The organism is Streptomyces sp. NBC_00273, assembly GCF_036178145.1.
Classification (GTDB): Bacteria; Actinomycetota; Actinomycetes; order Streptomycetales; family Streptomycetaceae; genus Streptomyces.
In genome coordinates, this window is record NZ_CP108067.1 from 2,554,861 (window position 1) to 2,576,328 (window position 21,468).

General features: G+C 69.9%; 1 protein-coding gene (only partly in view). It reads right to left on the bottom strand.

The annotated features are described in order from the left end of the window. Nucleotides 1-21,468: the 3' portion of a non-ribosomal peptide synthase/polyketide synthase gene (locus tag OG386_RS10850; RefSeq protein ID WP_328787963.1), read on the bottom strand. 6,573 nt of this gene lie beyond the right edge of the window; 21,468 of the gene's 28,041 nt are visible here — the last part of the coding sequence; its start codon lies off the right edge, out of view — the gene reads right to left on this strand; it ends in the stop codon at nt 1-3.

The window sequence follows — 21,468 nt, forward strand, 5'->3', positions numbered from 1 at the left end:
CTACGGCAGCTCGGCCACCTCCTCGTGCTCCGTGCCCCGTACGACGATCAGGCGCTGGGTGCGGTCCAGGAGTTCGGCGAGCTGCCCGGCGTCCGGGCCGTCCCCGTCCTGCGCCCCGCTCGTCACCAGTGCCGTGACGGCGTAGTTGTCGAAACCGGCGTCGAGCAGCTGCTGCCAGCGTCCGGCCGTGGCCCGGACGTGGGTGATGCGCTGCCGGTCGATGAGCTCGACCAGGCCCGCCGCGTCCGATGCCTGCCGGTGGCCGGCGAACGCGACCCGGGCTCCCGTGGTCAGGGCCAGGTGTGCCGTCGGCGAGGCCAGGTCGTCGGCCGGCACCAGCCAGGCGGCCCGGCGCCCGGTGCCGAGCAGTGCGCGTCCCGCTTCCAGGTGGGCGTGCAGGTGCGCGTGGGTGACGTCCTGCCGGACACCGTCGTGCACGGTGACCCAGGCCGGCCGGCCGGGATCGGTGGCACGGCCGGGCGCGGAGGCCGGGCGGGCCTCGATGACGTCCCGCTCCCGGTCCAGGACCACCCGGGTGCCGGTGAATCCGGCGGGGATCCCGTCCGCGGACGCGGCGACGAGGAACTCCGCCCCCGCGTCCGCCGCCTGTCGGGCCGCGTGCCCGTCGGGCCGGGCGGGATCCAGCGCCAGGTAGGCCGCGCCGGCCTGCCAGATCCCGTACAGCACCGGGAACAGGTCGGGGCCGGCGTCGAGCCGGACCGCGACCACCGCTCCCGGTCCCGCACCGGCCTCGACGAGGTGGTGGGCGAGGCGGTGGGCGCGCTCCGCCACCTCGCGGTAGGTCAGGGCGACCCCGTCGGCGGTGACGGCGACGGCCTCGGGGGAGGCGGCCGCACGGGCGGCGAACAGCTCCGGGGTCAGTTCCGCGGCCGGGACCGCGGCCGCGACCGTGGCCGGCGACGGCCCGGACCCGGGCTCCGCGACGTAGGCCTCGGCGGCGTCCCCGTACGGGTCCGCGGCCATGGCCTCGAGCACCAGGCGGTACATCCGGCCCAGCCGGTCCAGGTGTTCCCGGCTGAGCACGGCGGTCGACGTGCTCAGGTGGAACGTGCCCTTGTTCGGGATCACGTTCAGCGTGAACTCGTTGACGCCGTCGTTGAGGCCCTCGGCCACATCGACCGCGTCGGTGTCGACGTGGTGGAAGTCGAGGTACTCGAACAGGATGCTCAGCAGGTCCCGGGTGTTGCCCGCGGCGCGCTGCACGGCGGGCAGGGGGTAGCGGCGGTGCGACCAGATCTCGGTCTCCCGTGCGTACACCTGCTCCACCAGCTCGCACCACGTCCGGGCGCCCTTGACGGCCGGGAACGGCAGCGTGTTCAGGTGCATGCCGAGCACCCGGTCACCACCCGGAGCCTCCAGCCGGCCGTGGTAGACCACGCCCGTGTGGAAGGCGTCCTCCGCCGTCAGCGAGCCGAGGACCTTCAGGTGCGCGGCGAGCAGCACGCTCTTCATCGAGGTCCTCGCCGCGCCGGCCAGCCGCTGCAGCCCCTCCTCCAGGTCCTGGAAGGGGACCTTCGCACCGTGGCTGACGTGCGCACCGTCCGGCGCCGCCCAGGAGGCGGGAACCGCGACCGGGGCGTGCTGCTGCACGACGCGCTGCCAGAACTCCTGGTCCGCCGGATCGGCCAGCGAGGCCAGTTCCGCCGCGATGAAGTCCGCGTACCGGACCGCGGGCGCCCGGTAGGGGGCGGGCTCGGCTCCCGTGCGCAGCGCCTTGTAGCACTCCAGGAGCTCCATCATCAGGGCGTTGTAGCTCCACCCCTCCGAAATGGCGTGGTTGTAGGTGAAGTTCAGCCGCCAGGCGTCGTCCGACTCCACGAGCGCCGAGATCCGCATCAGCGGCGCCGTGGTCAGGTCGAACTGCTGTGTCTGCTCCTCCCGCAGGTGGGCACGCTTGCGGTCGAGCAGCTCCGCCCCTTCGTAGCCGCGTACGTCGACCGTCCGCACCGGGTACGGGGCGGTCGCGTGCACCAGCTGCATCGGGCGGCTGAACCCGTCCAGGTGCATGGAGGTGCGCAGGATGTCGTGGCGCGCGGTCACCACGGCCACGGCCTGCTGCAGGGTCTCCGGGGAGAACGGCCGCTCGTCCCGGATCTTGAACGAGTTGACGTTGTGGTAGAGGCTGCGGCCGTGCGGCGAGGCCGTGGCCAGCATCTCGACCAGCATGCCGGTCTGCACCTGTGACAGCGGATAGGCGTCCACCACCCCCTCGGGCAGCAGCGCTCGGTCCGCCGCGTCGATCAACGCGAACGGCTCGACCGCCACGATCAGCGAACGGCCTCCCTGGCCCGCCACCCGGCCCGCCATCGCCTCGACGGTCCGCAGCTCGAACACATCGGGAATGGAGACCTCGTACCCGGCCGCGCGCAGCGCACCCACCAGGCGCACCGCCCGCATGGAGTCGCCGCCCAGGTCGAAGAAGCTGTCCTCGACCCCGACCTCGGGCAGACCCAGGACCTCGCCCCAGATCGCCGCGAGCCGCTCCTCCACCGGGGTGCGCGGTGCCACGTGCGAGGCCCGGGCGAAGGCTCCCCGGTCCGGCGCCGGGAGCGCACTGAAATTGATCTTCCCGCTGGCGTACAGCGGCATGGAGTCCAGCGCCACGAAGGCCGCGGGCACCATGTAGTCGGGCATCACGTCCGCGAGCGCGGTACGCAGCTCGGCCGGGGCGGGCGCGTCATCGTGGCCGACGACATAGGCGACGAGCGACTTCTCCCCCTCGGAGTCGGCCCGTACGAGCACCACGGCGTCGAGCACGTCCGGGTGGGCCCGCAACCCCGCCTCGATCTCGCCGAGTTCGATGCGGTAGCCGCGGAGCTTGACCTGGTTGTCGATCCGCCCGATGAACTCGATCCGCCCGTCCGGCAGGCGCCGGCCGAGGTCACCGGTGCGGTAGAGCCGCGCACCGGCGGGCCCGAACGGGTCGGGTACGAACCGCTCGGCGGTCAGCCCGGCCCGGCCCAGGTAGCCGCGCGCCAGGCCCGGTCCCCCGACGCACAGCTCACCGGCGGCGCCGACGGGCACCAACTGGCCTGCGGGGTCCAGCAGGTGGACGCTGAGGTCGTCCAGGTTGCGGCCGAGCAGACTGCGCGACGGGTGACGGAAGTCCTCCGGACTCAGCACGTGGGCCGTGCAGTGCACGGTGATCTCGGTCGGACCGTACTCGTTGACGAGCATCGTCCGCTCCAGCGGCACCCGCTCCACCCACGCCTCCAGCTCGGCCAGGTCGAGCCGCTCCCCGCCGAACACGACGGCCCGCAGGGACAGTTCGCCGATCCGGGGGTCACCCGACGCGGCGAGCGCCGTCAGTCCGCGGAACGCGGAGGGAATCTGGCAGAGCACGGTCACCCGCTCCGCGACCAGCAGGTCGAGGAGGTCCTCGGGCGAACGGGCCACCACCGGCGGGACCATCACCAGACGACCGCCGTGCAGCAGGGCGCTCCACATCTCTTGTACGCAGAAGTCGAACGCGTAGGAGTGCGCCTGGGTGCAGACGTCCTCGGCGGTGAACCGCATCCGGTCCTGCATCGCGCCGAACAGCCGCAGGATGTTGGCGTGCGTGACCGCGACGCCCTTCGGCCGGCCGGTGGAGCCCGAGGTGTAGATCACGCACGCGAGGTGCTGCGGCAGCGTCCCGGTGACGGGGTCGCCGGCCGGGCGGCCCTCGATCAGTGCCCGGTCCGGTACCCCGTCGACCAGGACCACGGCGCCGCGGAAGTCACCCGCGATCCGGTCCGCCTGCGCCTGCCGGCTCACCAGGACTGCCGCCCCGGCATCGGCCAGCATGTACGCGAGCCGGTCGTCCGGGTTGGCCGGGTCCAGAGGCAGGTAGGCCGCGCCGGACTTCAGCACGCCGATGAGCGTGGGGACCAGTTCCTCGTCGCGGTCCAGCGAGACGGCGACGACGGTGTCCGGGCCCGCCCCGAGCGCGATCAGGTGGTGCGCCAGCCGGTTCGCCCGCGCGTTCAGCTCGCCGTACGTGAACGAGACGGAGCCGCTGGTCAAAGCGACCGCGTCCGGCGTACGGGCGGCCTGCGCGGCGAACTCCTCGTGCACGGCCCGGTCCACCGCCCGGTGCGCGGTGGCGCTGCCGGTCTCGAGCAGGAACTCCCGCTCGGCGGCGGGCAGCCTGATGGCGGTGGCGTCGCCGTACGCGTCCGCCGCCATCGACTCCAGCACGAGCCGGTACATCGCCCCGAGGTGCCGCAGGGTCTGCCAGTCCATGACGGCGGTCGAGGTGTTCAGTACGAGCCGGCCCCCGCCGGCCACGGCGGTGAGCGGGAACTCGGTCGCGCCGTCTCCCAGGCTGCCCTGGACGTCGACGGTGCCGGTGTCGACCTGGTGGAAGTTCTGGTGGTCGAAGAGCACCGTGATCAAGTCCCGGCCGCTCCCGGTCAACCGCTGGATGGCGGGCAGCGGATAGCGCCGGTGCGACCAGATCTCCGTCTCGTTCCGGTACACCTGCTCCACGAGCTCGCGCCAGGTCCGGGCGCCCTTGACCGCCGGGAACGGCAGCGTGTTCAGGTGCATGCCCAGCACGTCCTCGGCGCCGGGCGCCTCCAGGCGCCCGTGGTGGACGACGCCCGTGTGGAAGGCTTCCGCCTCGCTCAGCGATCCGAGCACCTTCAGGTGCGCGGCGAGCAGCACGCTCTTCATCGAGGTCCTCGCCTCGGCGGCGAGCCCGCGCAGCCCCTCCTCCAGGTCGGTGAACGGGACGGCGAAGCCGTGCCGCTCCACCGGGCCGGAGCCGTGCGGGGCGTCGACGGCACCGGCGGCACCGGAGGCCCAGGACTGCGGCAGCCTGAACGGGCTGTGCTCCTCCACGACCTCCTGCCAGTAGGCCTGGTCGGCCGGATCGGACAGGGACTCCTGCTCGGCCGCGATGAAGTCCGCGTACCGGACCGCGGGCTCCTCGTACGGGGCCGGCCGGTCACCGTCGCGCAGCGCGCCGTAGCAGGCCAGCAGCTCCATGAGCAGCGAGTTGAGCGTCCAGCCGTCGGTGACCGCGTGCAGATGGCTCGCCGTCAGCCGCCAGGCGTCCGCGGACTCGACGTGCACGGCGATCCGCAGCAGCGGGGCGGTGGTCAGTTCGAAGCCGGCCGTGCGCTCCGCCTCGACGTACTCCTTGGCGCGCTCGTCGCGCTCCCGCTCCGCCAGACCGGTCAGGTCGTGGACGGCGAGCGGGACGCTTCCTCCCGCGTGCACCAGCTGGAGCGGCTGGGAGTAGCCGTCCAGGTGGACGGAGGTGCGCAGCACGTCGTGACGGGCCACGACGAGGTCCAGCGCCTCCTGCATGGCGGGGGCGGCGAAAGGCCGGCCGTCGGGGATCCGGAAGGAGTTGATGCTGTGGTAGACCCCTTCGCCGCGGGCCGAAATGAGCTCGACGAGCATGCCCGTCTGCACCTGCGACAGCGGATAGGCGTCGACGGCGTCCGAGGGCAGCAGCGCCCGGTCCTCCGCCGCGATGAGCGCGAAGGGCTCCACCGAGCTGACGAGCGACGCGCCGCCCTCCCGGCCCTCCGCGCGGGCGGCGACGGCCGCCACGGTGCGCAGCTCGAACACGTCCGGGATGGACACGTCGTGCCCGGCAGCGCGCAGCGCGCCGACCAGCTGCACCACGCGCATGGAGTCGCCGCCGAGGTCGAAGAAGCTGTCCTCGACCCCGACCTGCTCCAGGCCCAGAACCGCGGCCCAGACGGCGGCGAGCCGCTCCTCCACGGGGGTCCTCGGCGCCACGAACGACTCCGTGGCGAACGAGGCCTGATCCGGTGCGGGCAGCGCCCGCAGATCGACCTTTCCGTTGGCGGTGAGGGGGATCGTACCGAGAGCCGTGAACGACGCCGGGACCATGTGGTCCGGCAGGCCCGCGGCCAGGTGGGCGCGCAGCGCCCCGGGGTCGACCGCCCGGCCCTCGGCGGGCACCACGTAGGCGGCGAGCTGCCCGCTGTCCGCAGCGCCTCCGTACACGGAGACGACGGCTTCGCGCACCGAGGCGTGCTCGCGCAGCCGGGTTTCGATCTCGCCGAGTTCGATGCGGTAGCCCCGGACCTTGACCTGCGTATCGATCCGGCCGAGGAACTCGACGGAACCGTCGGCCAGACGGCGGCCGAGGTCACCGGTGCGGTAGAGGCGGGAGCCGGCCGGGCCGAACGGGTTCGGGACGAACTTCTCCGCCGTGAGTCCGGCGCGGCCGAGGTAGCCGCGCGCGAGTGCCGGGCCCCCGACGTGGATCTCACCGGGCACCCCGATCGGTACGAGGTGTCCCTCGGCGTCGAGCAGGTGCATGCTCAGGTCGGCCAGCGGACGCCCGATGACACCGAGCCCCGCACCGCCGTTCCCGTTCCCGTTCCCGTCCTCGGGTACGTCCGTGTCCGCAACGATGGCCCCCGCCTCGAAGAGGTGGAAGGAGCACTGCACCGTCGTCTCGGTCGGCCCGTACAGGTTGGCCAGCACCGGCCGTCCCGTGCCCCACAGCGGCAGCCACGGACGGATGTCCGCGGGCTGCAGCCGCTCACCGCCGAAGCCCAGCAGGCGCAGGGCGAGCCGTTCGGTCCGCGGGTCCGCGCCGGCGGCCAGGGCCGTGAGTCCGCGGAACGCCGACGGGGTCTGGAACAGCACCGTGGCCCGTTCCTCGACCAGGAGGTCCAGCAGGTCCTCCGGGGAACGACCGACCTCGGCGGGTACGACGACCAGCCGGCCGCCGTGCAGCAGCGCGCCCCACATCTCCCACACCGACACGTCGAACGCGTAGGAGTGCAGGAGCGGCCACACGTCCTCGGACGATATCCCGACCTGCTCACCCATCGAAGCGAAGAGGCGGGTGACGTTGGCGTGGGTGAGGCTGACGCCCTTGGGCTGACCCGTGGAACCCGAGGTGTAGATGACATAGATCAGGTTCTGCGCCACCACACCCGTCACCGGAGCAGTCGACGGACGTCCCTCGATCACTGCGTGATCGGCATCCACCAGGACCCGAGCCCCCGCGAACTCCAACTCGGGCAGAGCCGAATGCGTCACCAACAACGCCGCACCCGCATCCGCCAGCATGTACTCCAGACGCTCCACCGGATTGACCGGATCCAACGGCAGATACGCCGCACCCGCCTTCAACACACCCAACAACACCGGAACCAGATCCGCACCCCGCTCCAGCGAGACACCCACGATGACATCCGGACCCGCACCCGCAGCCACCAAATGACCGGCAATACGATTCGCCCGATCATCCAACTCGCGATACGTCAAACCGACCCGACCGACCGTCAGAGCAACCGCATCCGGCGTCCGCGCCACCTGCGCAGCGAACAGCTCGTGGACACACCCCTCCACCACCAGCTCGGCAGCATCGTTCCACTCACCCAACAACAGAGCACGATCCCCGTCCGACAGGAACGCACCCGAAGCCGAACCGTCCGCATCCGCAGCCATCGACTCCAACACCGACCGGTACATCCCGGCCAAACGCTCCAGTGCCGCACGGCTCAGGAAGCGTCCGGACGTGCCGAGCAGGATCCGGCCCCCGACGGCGATCGCGGACAGGGCGAACTCGTTGGATCCGGCGCCCTTCGTCGCCGCGACGTCCACGGAGTCGGTGTCGACCTGATGGAAGTCGTGCGCCTCGAAGACGACCGAAAGCAGGAGTCCGTCGGTGCTGCCCGCGGCACGCTGGATCGCGGGCAGCGGGTAGCGGCGGCGCGACCAGATCTCGGTCTCCTGCGCGTACACCTGGCCCACGAGCTCGCGCCAGGTCCGTGCACCCGCCTTGACCGCGGGGAACGGCAGCGTGTTGAGGTGCATGCCCAGGACCCGGTCACCGCCCGGAGCCTCCAGCCGGCCGTGGTAGACCACGCCCGTGTGGAAGGCCTCCTCGGCCGTCAGCGAGCCGAGGACCTTCAGGTGGGCAGCGAGCAGCACGCTCTTGAGGGAGGTCTTCTCCTCGACGGCCAGGCGACGCAGGTCGTCCTCCAGGTCGGCGAACGGAACACTGCGGGTGAAGCGTTCCTCCGCCGCCTCACCCGTCTCGGCCCACAGGGTCGGCAGGGTCAGCGGTACGTGCCGGTCCAGCACCTCCTGCCAGAACGTCTGGTCGGCGGGGTCGGTCAGCGAGGCCTGCTCGGCCGCAATGAAGTCCGCGTACCGCACCGACGGCACCTCGTACGCGGCCGGCTCACGCCCGTCACGCAGCTCCCGGTACAGACCGAGCAGCTCCATCAGCAGCGAATTGACCGTCCAGCCGTCTGTCGTCGCGTGGATGTGGCTGAACGTCATCCGCCACGCGTCGTCGGACACCACATGCGCGGCGACCCGCAGCAGCGGGCCGGCTGCCAGGTCGAAGCCGGCTTCGTGCTCGGCAGCGACATAGGCGAGCGACCGGGCGTCCTGGTCCGCGTCCGTCAGGCCACGCAGATCATGCACCGCGAGAGGGACGGCGACCACGTCGTGGACGAGCTGGAGCGGCTGGGAGTAGCCATCCAGGTGCATGGTCGTCCGGAGGATGTCGTGCCGCGCGACGACGATGTCGATCGCCCGGCGCATGGCGGGTGCGTCGAAGGGCTCGGCGTCGGGGATCCGGAAGGAGTTGATGTTCTGGTAGACGTGCTCGTCCCCGGAGGCCAGCATCTCGACGAGCATGCCCGTCTGGACCTGGGAGAGCGGGTACGCGTCCACGACGCCGTTGGGCAGTGCGGTGCGGTCGTGCTCGCTGATCAACGCGAAGGGCTCGACGGCCCGGATCAGCGATTCGCCGACCTCCTGACCGGCAACGCGGCCGGCCAGCGCAGCGACCGTCTTCAGCTGGAAGACATCGGGAATGGACACGTCGTAGCCCGCCGCGCGCAGCGCGCCGACGAGACGCACGGCCCGGATCGAGTCACCACCGAGGTCGAAGAAGCTGTCCTCGACACCGACCGTGGGCAGGTCAAGTACTTCCGACCAGACCGCTGCGATCTTCACCTCGGCAGGAGTACGCGGCGCGACGTACTCGTCGGTGGCGGCGAAGGCTGTCAGGTCGGGTGCGGGGAGTGCGCGGTGGTTGATCTTGCCGTTGGTGGTGAGGGGGATGTTGTCGATGACGAGGAATGCGGCCGGGACCATGTAGTCGGGCAGGGTGGTCGTCAGGTGGGTGCGGAGGGCGGTGGTGTCGAGGGTTTCGTTGTTGCGGGGGACCAGGTGGGCGGTGAGTCGTTTGTGGCCGGGTTGGGGTTCGCGGACGGTGACGACGGCGTCCAGTACGTGGGGGTGTTCGCGTAGGCGGGCTTCGATCTCGCCGAGTTCGATGCGGTATCCGCGGATCTTGACCTGGTTGTCGATGCGGCCGAGGGTCTCCAGCGTTCCGTCGGGGAGGAAGCGGGCGAGGTCGCCGGTGCGGTACAGCCGTGAGCCGGCCGGGCCGAACGGGTTCGGCAGGAACTTCTCCGCCGTCAGGTCGGGACGCCCCAGGTAACCCCGGGCCAGTCCGTGGCCGCTGATGTAGACCTCACCGGCAACGCCGATCGGGGTCGGGTGCAGGTCCTCGGTCAGGACGTACATGGCGGTGTTGGGAATGGGTGCGCCGAGGGGGACGGCTTCGGTCACCGGCATGTGGTCGGGGTCGATGATCAGGCCGGAGTTGCCGATGGTGACCTCGGTGGGACCGTACTCGGTCGCCACCTTCGTACCGCCCTCGCCGGCCAGCTTCTGCCAACGCTGGGCGAGGGAAACCGGGAAGTTGTCCCCAGCAGCAATGACCACGCCCGCCAGATTGTGCGCCTGCTCCGCCGACAACTGATGCGTCAGGAGGTCAAGGTGGCCCGGGGTGAGCTTCACGAACCCGAACGGACCGGCAGCAGCCAGCAGTGCACCCAGTTCGGCAGTCTCCAACGCATCCGGCAGCAGGGTGACCGGACGACCACAGAGCAGCGGGGTGAACAGGTCGGGGATGCCCAGGTCGAAGGAGATCGACGAGAACAGTGGGGCGCCGCCTTCGCCCTGGGAGGCGTATGTGTCGATGGTCCAGCGCAGGTAGTTGATCAGGCCTGCGTGTTCGACCATGACGCCCTTGGGGCGGCCGGTGGAGCCGGAGGTGTAGATGACGTAGGCGAGGGCGCGGGTGGTTGTGTCGTCGCGGTGGGGGGTGGTGGCGGGGTGTCGGGCGATGCGGCGGTGGTCGGTGTCGACCACGATCAGTGTGCCTTCGTGGAGCGGGGCGACCGTTGCCATCAGGGAGCCCTGCGTGATCAGGAGCTTGGTCCCGGTGTCGGCCAGGATGAACCCCAGTCGATCCGCCGGAAGCGTCGGGTCCAACGGCAGATAAGCCGCACCCGCCTTCCAGATACCGAGCAGTGCCGGCACCAACTCCGGACCACGCTCCAGACACACACCCACCAGGGTGTCCGCCTGCGCACCGGCGGCGATCAGGTGATGGGCCAGACGGTTCGCCCGCTCCTCCACCTCCCGATACGACAACCGCACCTCACCGGCGACCACGGCCACCGCATCCGGAGTCCGACCCGCCTGCGCCTCGAACGCGTCCAACGTCGAGCCCACCGGCCACTCCACACGAGCGCCATCGGCCCACGCACCCGCCAGCAACCCGCGCTCCGCCTCGGACAGGAACACGACCGTCGCATCCCCATCCGCATCAGCGGCCATCGACTCCAACACCGACCGGTACATCCCGGCCAACCAACCCAGAGACTCCTCGGTCACCACACCGGGCAGGCAGCTCAGGCGGAAGTTGCCGCGGGTGACGACCACGTTGAGCGCGAACTCGTTCGTGCCGTTGACCATCGTTGCGTCGACGTCGACGGTCTCCGTGTCGACCAGGTGGAAGTCGAGGTACTCGAACAGGATCGTCAGCAGATCACGGGAGTTCCCAGCCGCCCGCTGGATCGCGGGCAGCGGGTAGCGACGACGGGCCCAGATGTCCGTCTCCTGCTGGTGAACCTGTCCGATCAACTCGCGCCACGTCCGGGCACCCTTGACCGCGGGGAACGGCAGCGTGTTCAGGTGCATGCCCAGGACCCGGTCAGCACCCGGAGCCTCCAGCCGGCCGTGGTAGACCACACCCGTGTGGAAGGCCTCCTCGGCCGTCAGCGAGCCGAGGACCTTCAGGTGCGCAGCGAGCAGCACGCTCTTGAGGGAGGTCTTCTCCTCGACTGCCAGGCGACGCAGGTCCTCCTCCAGGTCGGCGAACGGCACCCGACGGTTCAGCGCCTCACCCGAGTTGTCGGCCTCCGCCCAGGCTGCCGGGAGCTGCACCGGGCTGTGGCCCTCCACCACGTCAAGCCAGAAGGCCTGGTCGCCGGCATCCGCCAGCGAGGCCTGCTCGGCCGCGATGAAGTCCGCGTACCGCACCGACGGCACCTCGTACGAGGTCACCCCGTGCCCGTCACGCACGCTGCGGTAACACGTCAGCACCTCCATCAGCAGGGTGTGGTAGCTCCACCCCTCCGTGATCGCATGGATATGGCTGAACGTCATGCGCCAGGCGTCGTCCGACTCCACGTGCACCGCGATGCGCAGGAGCGGTCCGGTCGCGATGTCAAAGCCGAGGGCACGCTCCTGATCCACGTACGCGAAGGCGAGTTCCTTCTGTTCGGCCGCGTCGAGAGCACGGACATCGCGTACGTCGAAGGGGATCTCGATCCCGCCGTGGACGAGCTGGAGGGGCTGCGAGTAGCCGTCCAGGTGCATGGTCGTCCGGAGGATGTCGTGCCGGGCGACGACAGCGTCGATGGCCTGACGCATTGCTGCGCCGTCGAAGGGCTCGGCGTCGGGGATCCTGAAGGAGTTGATGTTCTCGTACGCGCGTTCGTCCCCGGAGGCCAGCATCTCCACCAGCATGCCGATCTGGACCTGGGAGAGCGGGTACGCGTCCACGACACCGGCGGGCAGCGCGGTGCGGTCGTGCTCGCTGATCAACGCGAAGGGCTCGACGGCCCGGATCAGCGACTCGCCGACCTCCTGACCGGCAACGCGGCCGGCCAGCGCCGCGATCGTCTTCAGCTGGAAGACATCGGGGATGGACACGTCGTAGCCGGCCGCGCGCAATGCGCCGACGAGACGCACGGCCCGGATGGAGTCACCACCGAGGTCGAAGAAGCTGTCCTCGACACCGACCCGCTCCAGCCCCAGCACCTCGCACCACACCGCCGCCAGCCGCTCCTCCACCGGAGTACGCGGCGCCACGAACCGCTCCGACACGGCGAAGGCCGCCAGGTCGGGTGCGGGGAGTGCGCGGTGGTTGACCTTGCCGTTGGTGGTGAGGGGGATGCTGTCGATGACGACGAACGCGGCCGGAACCATGTAGTCCGGCAACGCCTCGGACAGGTGGGCCCGCAGAGCGACGCTTTCGAGGGTCTCGTCCCCACGGGGAACGAGGTAGGAAACCAGAGACTTCTCCCCCGCACCGTGCGTCCGCACGGTCACCACGGCATCCAACACCTGGTCGTGTTCGCGCAGGCGGGCCTCGATCTCACCGAGTTCGATGCGGTAACCGCGGATCTTGACCTGGTTGTCGATGCGACCGAGGGTCTCCAACGTCCCGTCCGGCAGGAACCGTGCCAGGTCGCCGGTCCGGTACAGCCGTGAGCCGGCCGGACCGAACGGGTTCGGCAGGAACTTCTCCGCCGTCAGGTCGGGACGCCCCAGGTAACCCCGGGCCAGTCCGTGGCCGCTGATGTAGACCTCACCGGCAACGCCGATCGGCGTCGGATGCAGGTCCTCCGTCAGGACGTACATGGCAGTGTTGGGAATGGGCGCGCCGAGGGGGACGGCTTCGGTCACCGGCATGTGGTCGGGGTCGATGATCAGACCGGAGTTGCCGATGGTGACCTCGGTGGGACCGTACTCGGTCGCCACCTTCGTACCGCCCTCGCCGGCCAGCTTCTGCCAACGCTGGGCGAGGGAAACCGGGAAGTTGTCCCCAGCAGCAATGACCACGCCCGCCAGATTGTGCGCCTGCTCCGCCGACAACTGATGCGTCAGGAGATCAAGGTGACCCGGGGTCAGCTTCACGAACCCGAACGGACCGGCAGCAGCCAGCAGTGCACCCAGTTCGGCGGTCTCCATGCCGTCGGGCAGCAGGGTGACCGGACGACCGCACAGGAGCGGGGTGAACAGGTCGGGGATGCCGAGGTCGAAGGAGATCGACGAGAACAGTGGGGCGCCACCTTCGCCCTGGGAGGCGTAGGCGTCAACGGTCCAGCGCAGGTAATTGATCAGGCCCGCGTGCTCGACCATCACACCCTTGGGACGACCCGTGGAACCCGACGTATAGATCACGTAGGCCAGCTGATCCAGGTCCGTCACCCGCACCGGCGCCGTCACCGGACGGCCCTCGATCCGCTCACGCTCCTCATCGACCACGACCAACGTGCCCTCGTGGAGCGGAGCGACGATCCCGGTCATCGACACCTGCGTGATCAGGAGCTTCGCCCCCGTGTCGGCCAGGATGAACCCCAGCCGATCCGCCGGAAGCGTCGGATCCAACGGCAGATAAGCCGCAGCCGCCTTCCAGATACCCAGCAGCGCCGGCACCAACTCCGGACCACGCTCCAAACACACACCCACCAGGGTGTCCGCCTGCGCACCGGCGGCGATCAGGTGATGGGCGATACGGTTCGCCCGCTCCTCCACCTCCCGATACGACAACCGCACCTCACCCGCGACCACGGCCACCGCATCCGGAGTTAGCCCGGCCTGCGCCTCGAACGCGTCCAACGTCGAGCCCACCGGCCACTCCACACGAGCGCCATCGGCCCACACACCCGCCAACAACCCACGCTCCGCGTCAGACAGGAACACGACCGTCGCATCCCCATCCGCATCAGCGGCCATCGATTCCAACACCGACCGGTACATCCCGGCCAACCGCTCCAGGTCACCGTTGCCGACCAGTTCGCTGTTGCAGTAGAGACTGATCCGCCCGTTGCGGGCAATGACGTTCAGCCCGAACTCATTGCCGTCGCTGCCGAGGCTGCGCCGGACATCAACGGTGTCCCTGTCGACCTGGTGGAAGTCGAGGTACTCGAACAGGATCGTCAGCAGATCCCGGGAGTTCCCGGCCGCCCGCTGGATGGCGGGCAGCGGGTAGCGGCGGTGCGACCAGATCTCGGTCTCCCGTGCGTACACCTGCTCCACCAGCTCGCGCCACGTCCGGGCGCCCTTGACGGCGGGGAACGGCAGCGTGTTCAGGTGCATGCCCAGCACCCGGTCACCACCCGGAGCCTCCAGCCGACCGTGATAGACCACACCCGTGTGGAAGGCATCCTCCGCCGTCAGCGAGCCCAGCACCTTCACGTGCGCCGCCAACAGCACGCTCTTCAGCGAGGTCCGCGCCCCCGCCGCCAGCCGCCGCAGCCCCTCCTCCAGATCGGCGAAGGGAGCACGAGCCACCAGCGACTCGCGCGGGCCCTCGGTCGCCGCCCAGGCGGCGGGGAGCTGGACCGGGCTGTGGTTCTCGACCACGTCCAACCAGAAGGCCTGGTCGCCGGCATCCGCCAGCGAGGCCTGCTCGGCCGCGATGAAGTCGGCGTACCGCACCGACGGCACCTCGTACGAGGTCGCGCCCTTGCCCTCCCGCATGCTGCGGTAACAGTTCACGATCTCCATGAGCAGGGTGTGGTAGCTCCACCCCTCCGTGATCGCGTGAATCTGGCTGAAGGTGACGCGCCAGGCGTCGTCGGCCTCGACGTGCACGGCGATCCGCAGCAGCGGCGCCCGCGTCAGCTCGAAGCCTGTCGTGTACTCGTCCCTGACGTAGTCCGTTGCGAGCTTCTCCTGCTCCTCCTGCGGCAGGGCGCGCACGTCATGGACCGTGCAGGGGATCTCGGCGTGCTCGTGCACCAGCTGGAGCGGCTGGGAGTAGCCGTCCAGGTGCATCGAGGTCCGCAGGATGTCGTGCCGGGCCACCACGGTGGCCAGTGCTTCGCCCATGATCTGCTCGGAGAAGGGCAGGGCGTCCGGTATGAGGAAGGAGTTGATGTTCTGGTAGACGTGCTCGTCCCCGGAGGCCAGCATCTCCACCAGCATGCCCGTCTGCACCTGGGAGAGCGGGTACGCGTCCACGACACCGGCCGGCAGCGCCGCCCGGTCGTGCTCACTGATCAACGCGAAGGGCTCGACGGTACGCACGAGCGACGCGGTCCCGTCGCCCATCCGGCCGCCGTCCGCGAGCGCGGCGATGGTCTTCAGTTGGAAGACGTCGGGGATGGACACGTCGTAGCCGGCCGCACGCAGCGCGCCGACGAGACGCACGGCGCGGATGGAGTCACCGCCGAGGTCGAAGAAGCTGTCCTCGACACCGACCCGCTCCAGCCCCAGCACCTCGCACCACACCGCCGCCAGCCGCTCCTCCACCGGCGTACGCGGCGCCACGAACCGCTCCGACACGGCGAAGGCACCCAACTCCGGTGCCGGAAGCGCCCGGTGGTCGACCTTGCCACTCGCGTTCAACGGAATCGCGTCCAGCACCACGAACGCCGCCGGAACCATGTACTCGGGCAGCGAACGCCCCAGATCCGCCCGCAGCACGGCGGCATCGATCGTTCCGCCGCCCACCGGCACCACGTAGGCGACCAGGGACTTCTCCCCCTCGCCGCTCTCCCGAACGGTCACTACGGCATCGCTGACCTGCGCGTGCTCCCGCAGCACGGTCTCGATCTCGCCGAGCTCGATGCGGTAGCCCCGCACCTTGACCTGCTTGTCGATCCGACCGAGGAAGTCGATCGAACCGTCCGGCAGGAAGCGGGCCAGGTCACCGGTGCGGTAGAGCCGCGAACCGGCCGGGCCGAACGGGTTCGGTACGAACTTCTCGGCCGTCAGCTCGGCGCGCCCGAGGTAGCCGCGGGCCAGGCCCGGGCCGCCGATGTGCATCTCGCCAGGTACACCGACCGGCACCAACTGACCTTCCGAGTCCAACAGGTGGATCGTCAGGTCGGGCAGTCGACGGCCGATGACGCTGCGGTCCGGGCGGGCCAGGTCCTCGTCACCGATCTCGTGATGGGTGGCGTAGACGGTGATCTCGGTGGGGCCGTACATGTTGACCAGGACAGGGCTCTTCACCCCGAACCGTGCCTTCCACGGCTCCAGTTCGGCCGGGTTCAGGCGCTCGCCCGCGAAGATCACGGTGCGGAGCGCGAGCGAGGAGACCAGGGGGTTCCCCTCCGTCACCTGTGCGACGAGAGCACGGAAGGCCGAGGGCGTCTGGCAGAGGACCGACACGCGCTCACGGACGAACAGCTCCAGCAGATCCTGCGGGGAGCGGCTGACGGCCGGCGGTACGACGACGAGCCGGCCGCCGTGCAGCAGCGCGCCCCACATCTCCCACACCGACACGTCGAACGCGTAGGAGTGGAAGAGGGCCCACACGTCCTGCTCCTCGAACGCCACGCGGTCTCGCGTGGTGGCGAAGAGGCGGGTGACGTTGGCGTGGGTGAGGCTGACGCCCTTGGGCTGACCCGTGGAACCCGAGGTGTAGATGACATAGATCAGGTTCTGCGCCACCACACCCGTGACCGGAGCAGTCGACGGACGTGCCTCGATCACTGCGTGATCGGCATCCACCAGGACCCGAGCCCCCGCGAACTCCAACTCGGGCAGAGCCGAATGCGTCACCAACAGCGCCGCACCCGCATCCGCCAGCATGTACTCCAGACGCTCCACCGGATTCACCGGATCCAACGGCAGATACGCCGCACCCGCCTTCAACACACCCAACAACACCGGAACCAGATCCGCACCCCGCTCCAGCGAGACACCCACGATCACATCCGGACCCGCACCCGCAGCCACCAAATGACCGGCAATACGATTCGCCCGATCATCCAACTCCCGATACGTCAACCCGACCCGACCGACCGTCAGAGCAACCGCATCCGGCGTCCGCGCCACCTGCGCAGCGAACAGCTCGTGGACACACCCCTCCACCACCAGCTCGGCAGCATCGTTCCACTCACCCAACAACAGAGCACGATCCCCGTCCGACAGGAACGCACCCGAAGCCGAACCGTCCGCATCCGCAGCCATCGACTCCAACACCGACCGGTACATCCCGGCCAAACGCTCCAGACCCACCCGACCCAGCACATCGGTCGAGGACGTCAGGTGGAAGGCGCCACCGCTGGCGATGGCCGACAGAGCGAACTCGTTGGCTCCCTCTCCCATCGTTCCGCCCGCGTCCACGGCGTCGGCATCGACCTGGTGGAAGTTCTGGTAATCGAAGAAGACCGTGAGGAGGTCGCGGCCGCTGCCGGCGGCGCGCTGGATGGCGGGCAGCGGGTAGCGGCGGTGCGACCAGATCTCGGTCTCCCGCGCATGCACGCGTTCCACCAGCTCACGCCATGTCCCGGCGTTGCCCGCGCTGGGGAAGGGCACGGTGTTGAGGTGCATGCCCAGCACCCGGTGGGAGTCCGCGGCCTCCAGGCGGCCGTGGTAGACCACGCCCGTGTGGAAGGCGTCCTCGGGCGTGAGCATGCCGAGGACCTTCAGGTGGGCGGCGAGCAGCACGCTCTTCAGCGGGGTCTCGGCCTGTGCGGCCAGCTGCCGCAGCCCGCTCTCGAGATCGGCGAACGGCACACGGGTGCCATGACGCTCGGCATCGGCTCCGGTCACCTCGTCCGCCCAACCCGCCGGCAGGAGCAGGGGGCTGTGCCTGTCGACGAGGTCCTGCCAGAAGGCCTGGTCGGCGGGGTCGGTCAGCGAGGCCTGCTCGGCCGCGATGAAGTCGGCGTACCGCACCGACGGCACCTCGTACGCGGCCGGCTCCCGCCCGTCACGCAGGTCCCGGTACAGACCGAGGACCTCCATCAGCAGCGAGTTGACCGTCCAGCCGTCGGTGATGGTGTGCACGTGGCTGAAGGTCAGCCGCCAGGCGTCGTCCGCCTCGATGTGCACGGCGATGCGCAGCAGTGGTCCGGTGGTGAGGGCGAAGCCGACGGCCCGCTCCGACGCGACGTACGTCCGCTTGCGCTCTGCCTGCACCGCCTCCGGGAGGCCGCGCAGGTCGTCCTCCGCGATCGGCGTCTCGACCACGTCGTGGACGAGCTGGAGCGGCTGGGAGTAGCCGTCCAGGTGCATGGTCGTCCGGAGGATGTCGTGCCGCGCGACGACGATGTCGATCGCCCGGCGCATGGCCCGACCGTCGAAGGGCTCGGGATCCGGGATCCGGAACGAGGTGATGTTCTGGTAGACGTGCTCGTCCCCGGAGGCCAGCATCTCCACCAGCATGCCCGTCTGGACCTGGGAGAGCGGGTACGCGTCCACGACGCCGGTGGGCAGCGCCGCCCGGTCGTGCTCGCTGATCAACGCGAAGGGCTCGACGGCCCGGATCAGCGACTCGCCGACCTCCTGACCGGCAACGCGGCCGGCCAGCGCGGCGATCGTCTTCAGCTGGAAGACGTCGGGGATGGACACGTCGTAGCCCGCCGCACGCAGCGCGCCGACGAGACGCACGGCCCGGATGGAGTCACCGCCGAGGTCGAAGAAGCTGTCCTCGACACCGACCGTGGGCAGGTCGAGCACCTCCGACCAGACCGCTGCGATCTTCGCCTCGACAGGAGTGCGCGGCGCGACGTACTCGTCGGTGGCGGCGAAGGCCGCGAGGTCGGGTGCGGGAAGTGCGCGGTGGTTGACCTTGCCGTTGGTGGTGAGCGGGATGCTGTCGATGACGACGAACGCAGTCGGAACCATGTAGTCCGGCACGACGGTCATCAGGTGAGTGCGGAGAGCAGCGGCATCCAGGCCCTCGTCCCCGCGGGGAACGAGGTAGGAAACCAGAGACTTCTCCCCCGCACCGTGCGTCCGCACGGTCACCACGGCATCCAACACCTGGTCGTGTTCGCGCAGGCGGGCCTCGATCTCGCCGAGTTCGATGCGGTAACCGCGGATCTTGACCTGGTTGTCGATGCGGCCGAGGGTCTCCAACGTCCCGTCGGGGAGGAAGCGGGCGAGGTCGCCGGTGCGGTAGAGGCGTGAGCCGGCCGGGCCGAATGGGTTCGGCAGGAACTTCTCGGCGGTGAGGTCGGGTCGGCCGAGGTAGCCGCGGGCCAGTCCGCGGCCGCTGATGTAGACCTCACCGGCAACGCCGATCGGCGTCGGGTGCAGGTCCTCCGTCAGGACGTACATGGCGGTGTTGGGAATGGGTGCGCCGAGGGGGACGGCTTCGGTCACCGGCATGTGGTCGGGGTCGATGATCAGGCCGGAGTTGCCGATGGTGACCTCGGTGGGACCGTACTCGGTCGCCACCTTCGTACCGCCCACGCCAGCCAGCTTCTGCCAACGCTGGGCGAGGGAAACCGGGAAGTTGTCCCCAGCAGCAATGACCACGCCCGCCAGATTGTGCGCCTGCTCGGCCGACAACTGGTGGGTGAGGAGGTCGAGGTGGCCCGGGGTGAGCTTCACGAACCCGAACGGACCGGCAGCGGCCAGCAGCGCACCCAGTTCGGCGGTCTCCATGCCGTCGGGCAGCAGGGTGACCGGACGACCGCACAGGAGCGGGGTGAACAGGTCGGGGATGCCGAGGTCGAAGGAGATCGACGAGAACAGTGGGGCGCCACCTTCGCCCTGGGAGGCGTAGGCGTCAACGGTCCAGCGCAGGTAATTGATCAGGCCCGCGTGCTCGACCATCACACCCTTGGGACGACCCGTGGAACCCGACGTATAGATCACGTAGGCCAGCTGATCCAGGTCCGTCACCCGCACCGGCGCCGTCACCGGACGGCCCTCGATCCGCTCACGCTCCTCATCGACCACGACCAACGTGCCCTCGTGGAGCGGAGCGACGATCCCGGTCATCGACACCTGCGTGATCAGGAGCTTCGCCCCCGTGTCGGCCAGGATGAACCCCAGCCGATCCGCCGGAAGCGTCGGATCCAACGGCAGATAAGCCGCAGCCGCCTTCCAGATACCCAGCAGCGCCGGCACCAACTCCGGACCACGCTCCAAACACACACCCACCAGGGTGTCCGCCTGCGCACCGGCGGCGATCAGGTGATGGGCGATACGGTTCGCCCGCTCCTCCACCTCCCGATACGACAACCGCACCTCACCGGCGACGACGGCCACCGCATCCGGAGTTAGCCCGGCCTGCGCCTCGAACGCGTCCAACGTCGAGCCCACCGGCCACTCCACACGAGCGCCATCGGCCCACACACCCGCCAACAACCCACGCTCCGCGTCGGAGACCGGCGAGGCCAGGGCCGAACCGTCCGCATCAGCGGCCATCGACTCCAACACCGACCGGTACATCCCGGCCAACCGCTCCAGGGACTCCTCGCTCAGGACGGAGGTGGAGCAGCTCAGCTTGACGTTTCCGTTGCGGGCGATGACGTTCAGCCCGAACTCGTTGCCGCCGGCGCCCATCGTCGCCTGGGCGTCGACGGTTTCGGTGTCCATCCGGTGGAAGTCGAGGTACTCGAACAGGATCGTCAGCAGATCACGGGAGTTCCCGGCCGCGCGCTGGATCGCGGGCAGCGGGTAGCGGCGGTGCGACCAGATCTCGGTCTCCCGCGCATACACCTGCTCCACCAACTCGCACCACGTCCGGGCGCCCTTGACGGCCGGGAACGGCAACGTGTTCAGGTGCATGCCCAGCACCCGGTCACCACCCGGAGCCTCCAGCCGACCGTGATAGACCACACCCGTGTGGAAGGCCTCCTCCGCCGTCAGCGAGCCCAGCACCTTCACGTGCGCCGCCAGCAGCACGCTCTTCAGCGAGGTCCGCGCCCCCGCCGCCAGCCGCCGCAGCCCCTCCTCCAGATCGGCGAACGGCACACGTACATGGCCGCGTTCGAGCGGCGCGTCGGGCGCTGCCGCCCATGAGGTGGGGAGCAGCATCGGGGCGTGCTCGTCCACCACGTCCTGCCAGAAGGCCTGGTCGCCGGCATCCGCCAGCGAGGCCTGCTCGGCCGCGATGAAGTCCGCGTACCGTACCGACGGCACCTCGTACGCGGCCGGCTCCCGCCCGTCACGCAGCTCCCGGTAGCACTCCACGACCTCCTTCAGCAGGGTGTGGTAGCTCCACCCCTCCGTGATCGCATGAATGTGGCTGAACGTCATGCGCCAGGCGTCGTCGGAGTCGAGGTGCACCGCAATGCGCAGCAGCGGTGCCTTCGTCAGGTCGAAGCCGGCGGCACGTTCTGCCTCGACGTACGTCCGGGCGTGCTCCTCCTGTTCGGCCTGCGACCGGCCGCGGCCGTCGTGCACGGCGAGGGGAACGGCGACGGTGTCGTGGACGAGCTGGAGCGGCTGGGAGTAGCCGTCCAGGTGCATCGAGGTCCGCAGGATGTCGTGCCGGGCCACGACGAGGTCGACGGCCCGACGCAGGGCCTGTGCGTCGAAGGGCTCGGTGTCGGGGATCAGGAAGGAGTTGATGTTCTGGTAGACGTGCTCGTCCCCGGACGCGAGCATCTCCACCAGCATGCCCGTCTGGACCTGGGAGAGCGGGTACGCGTCCACGACACCGGCGGG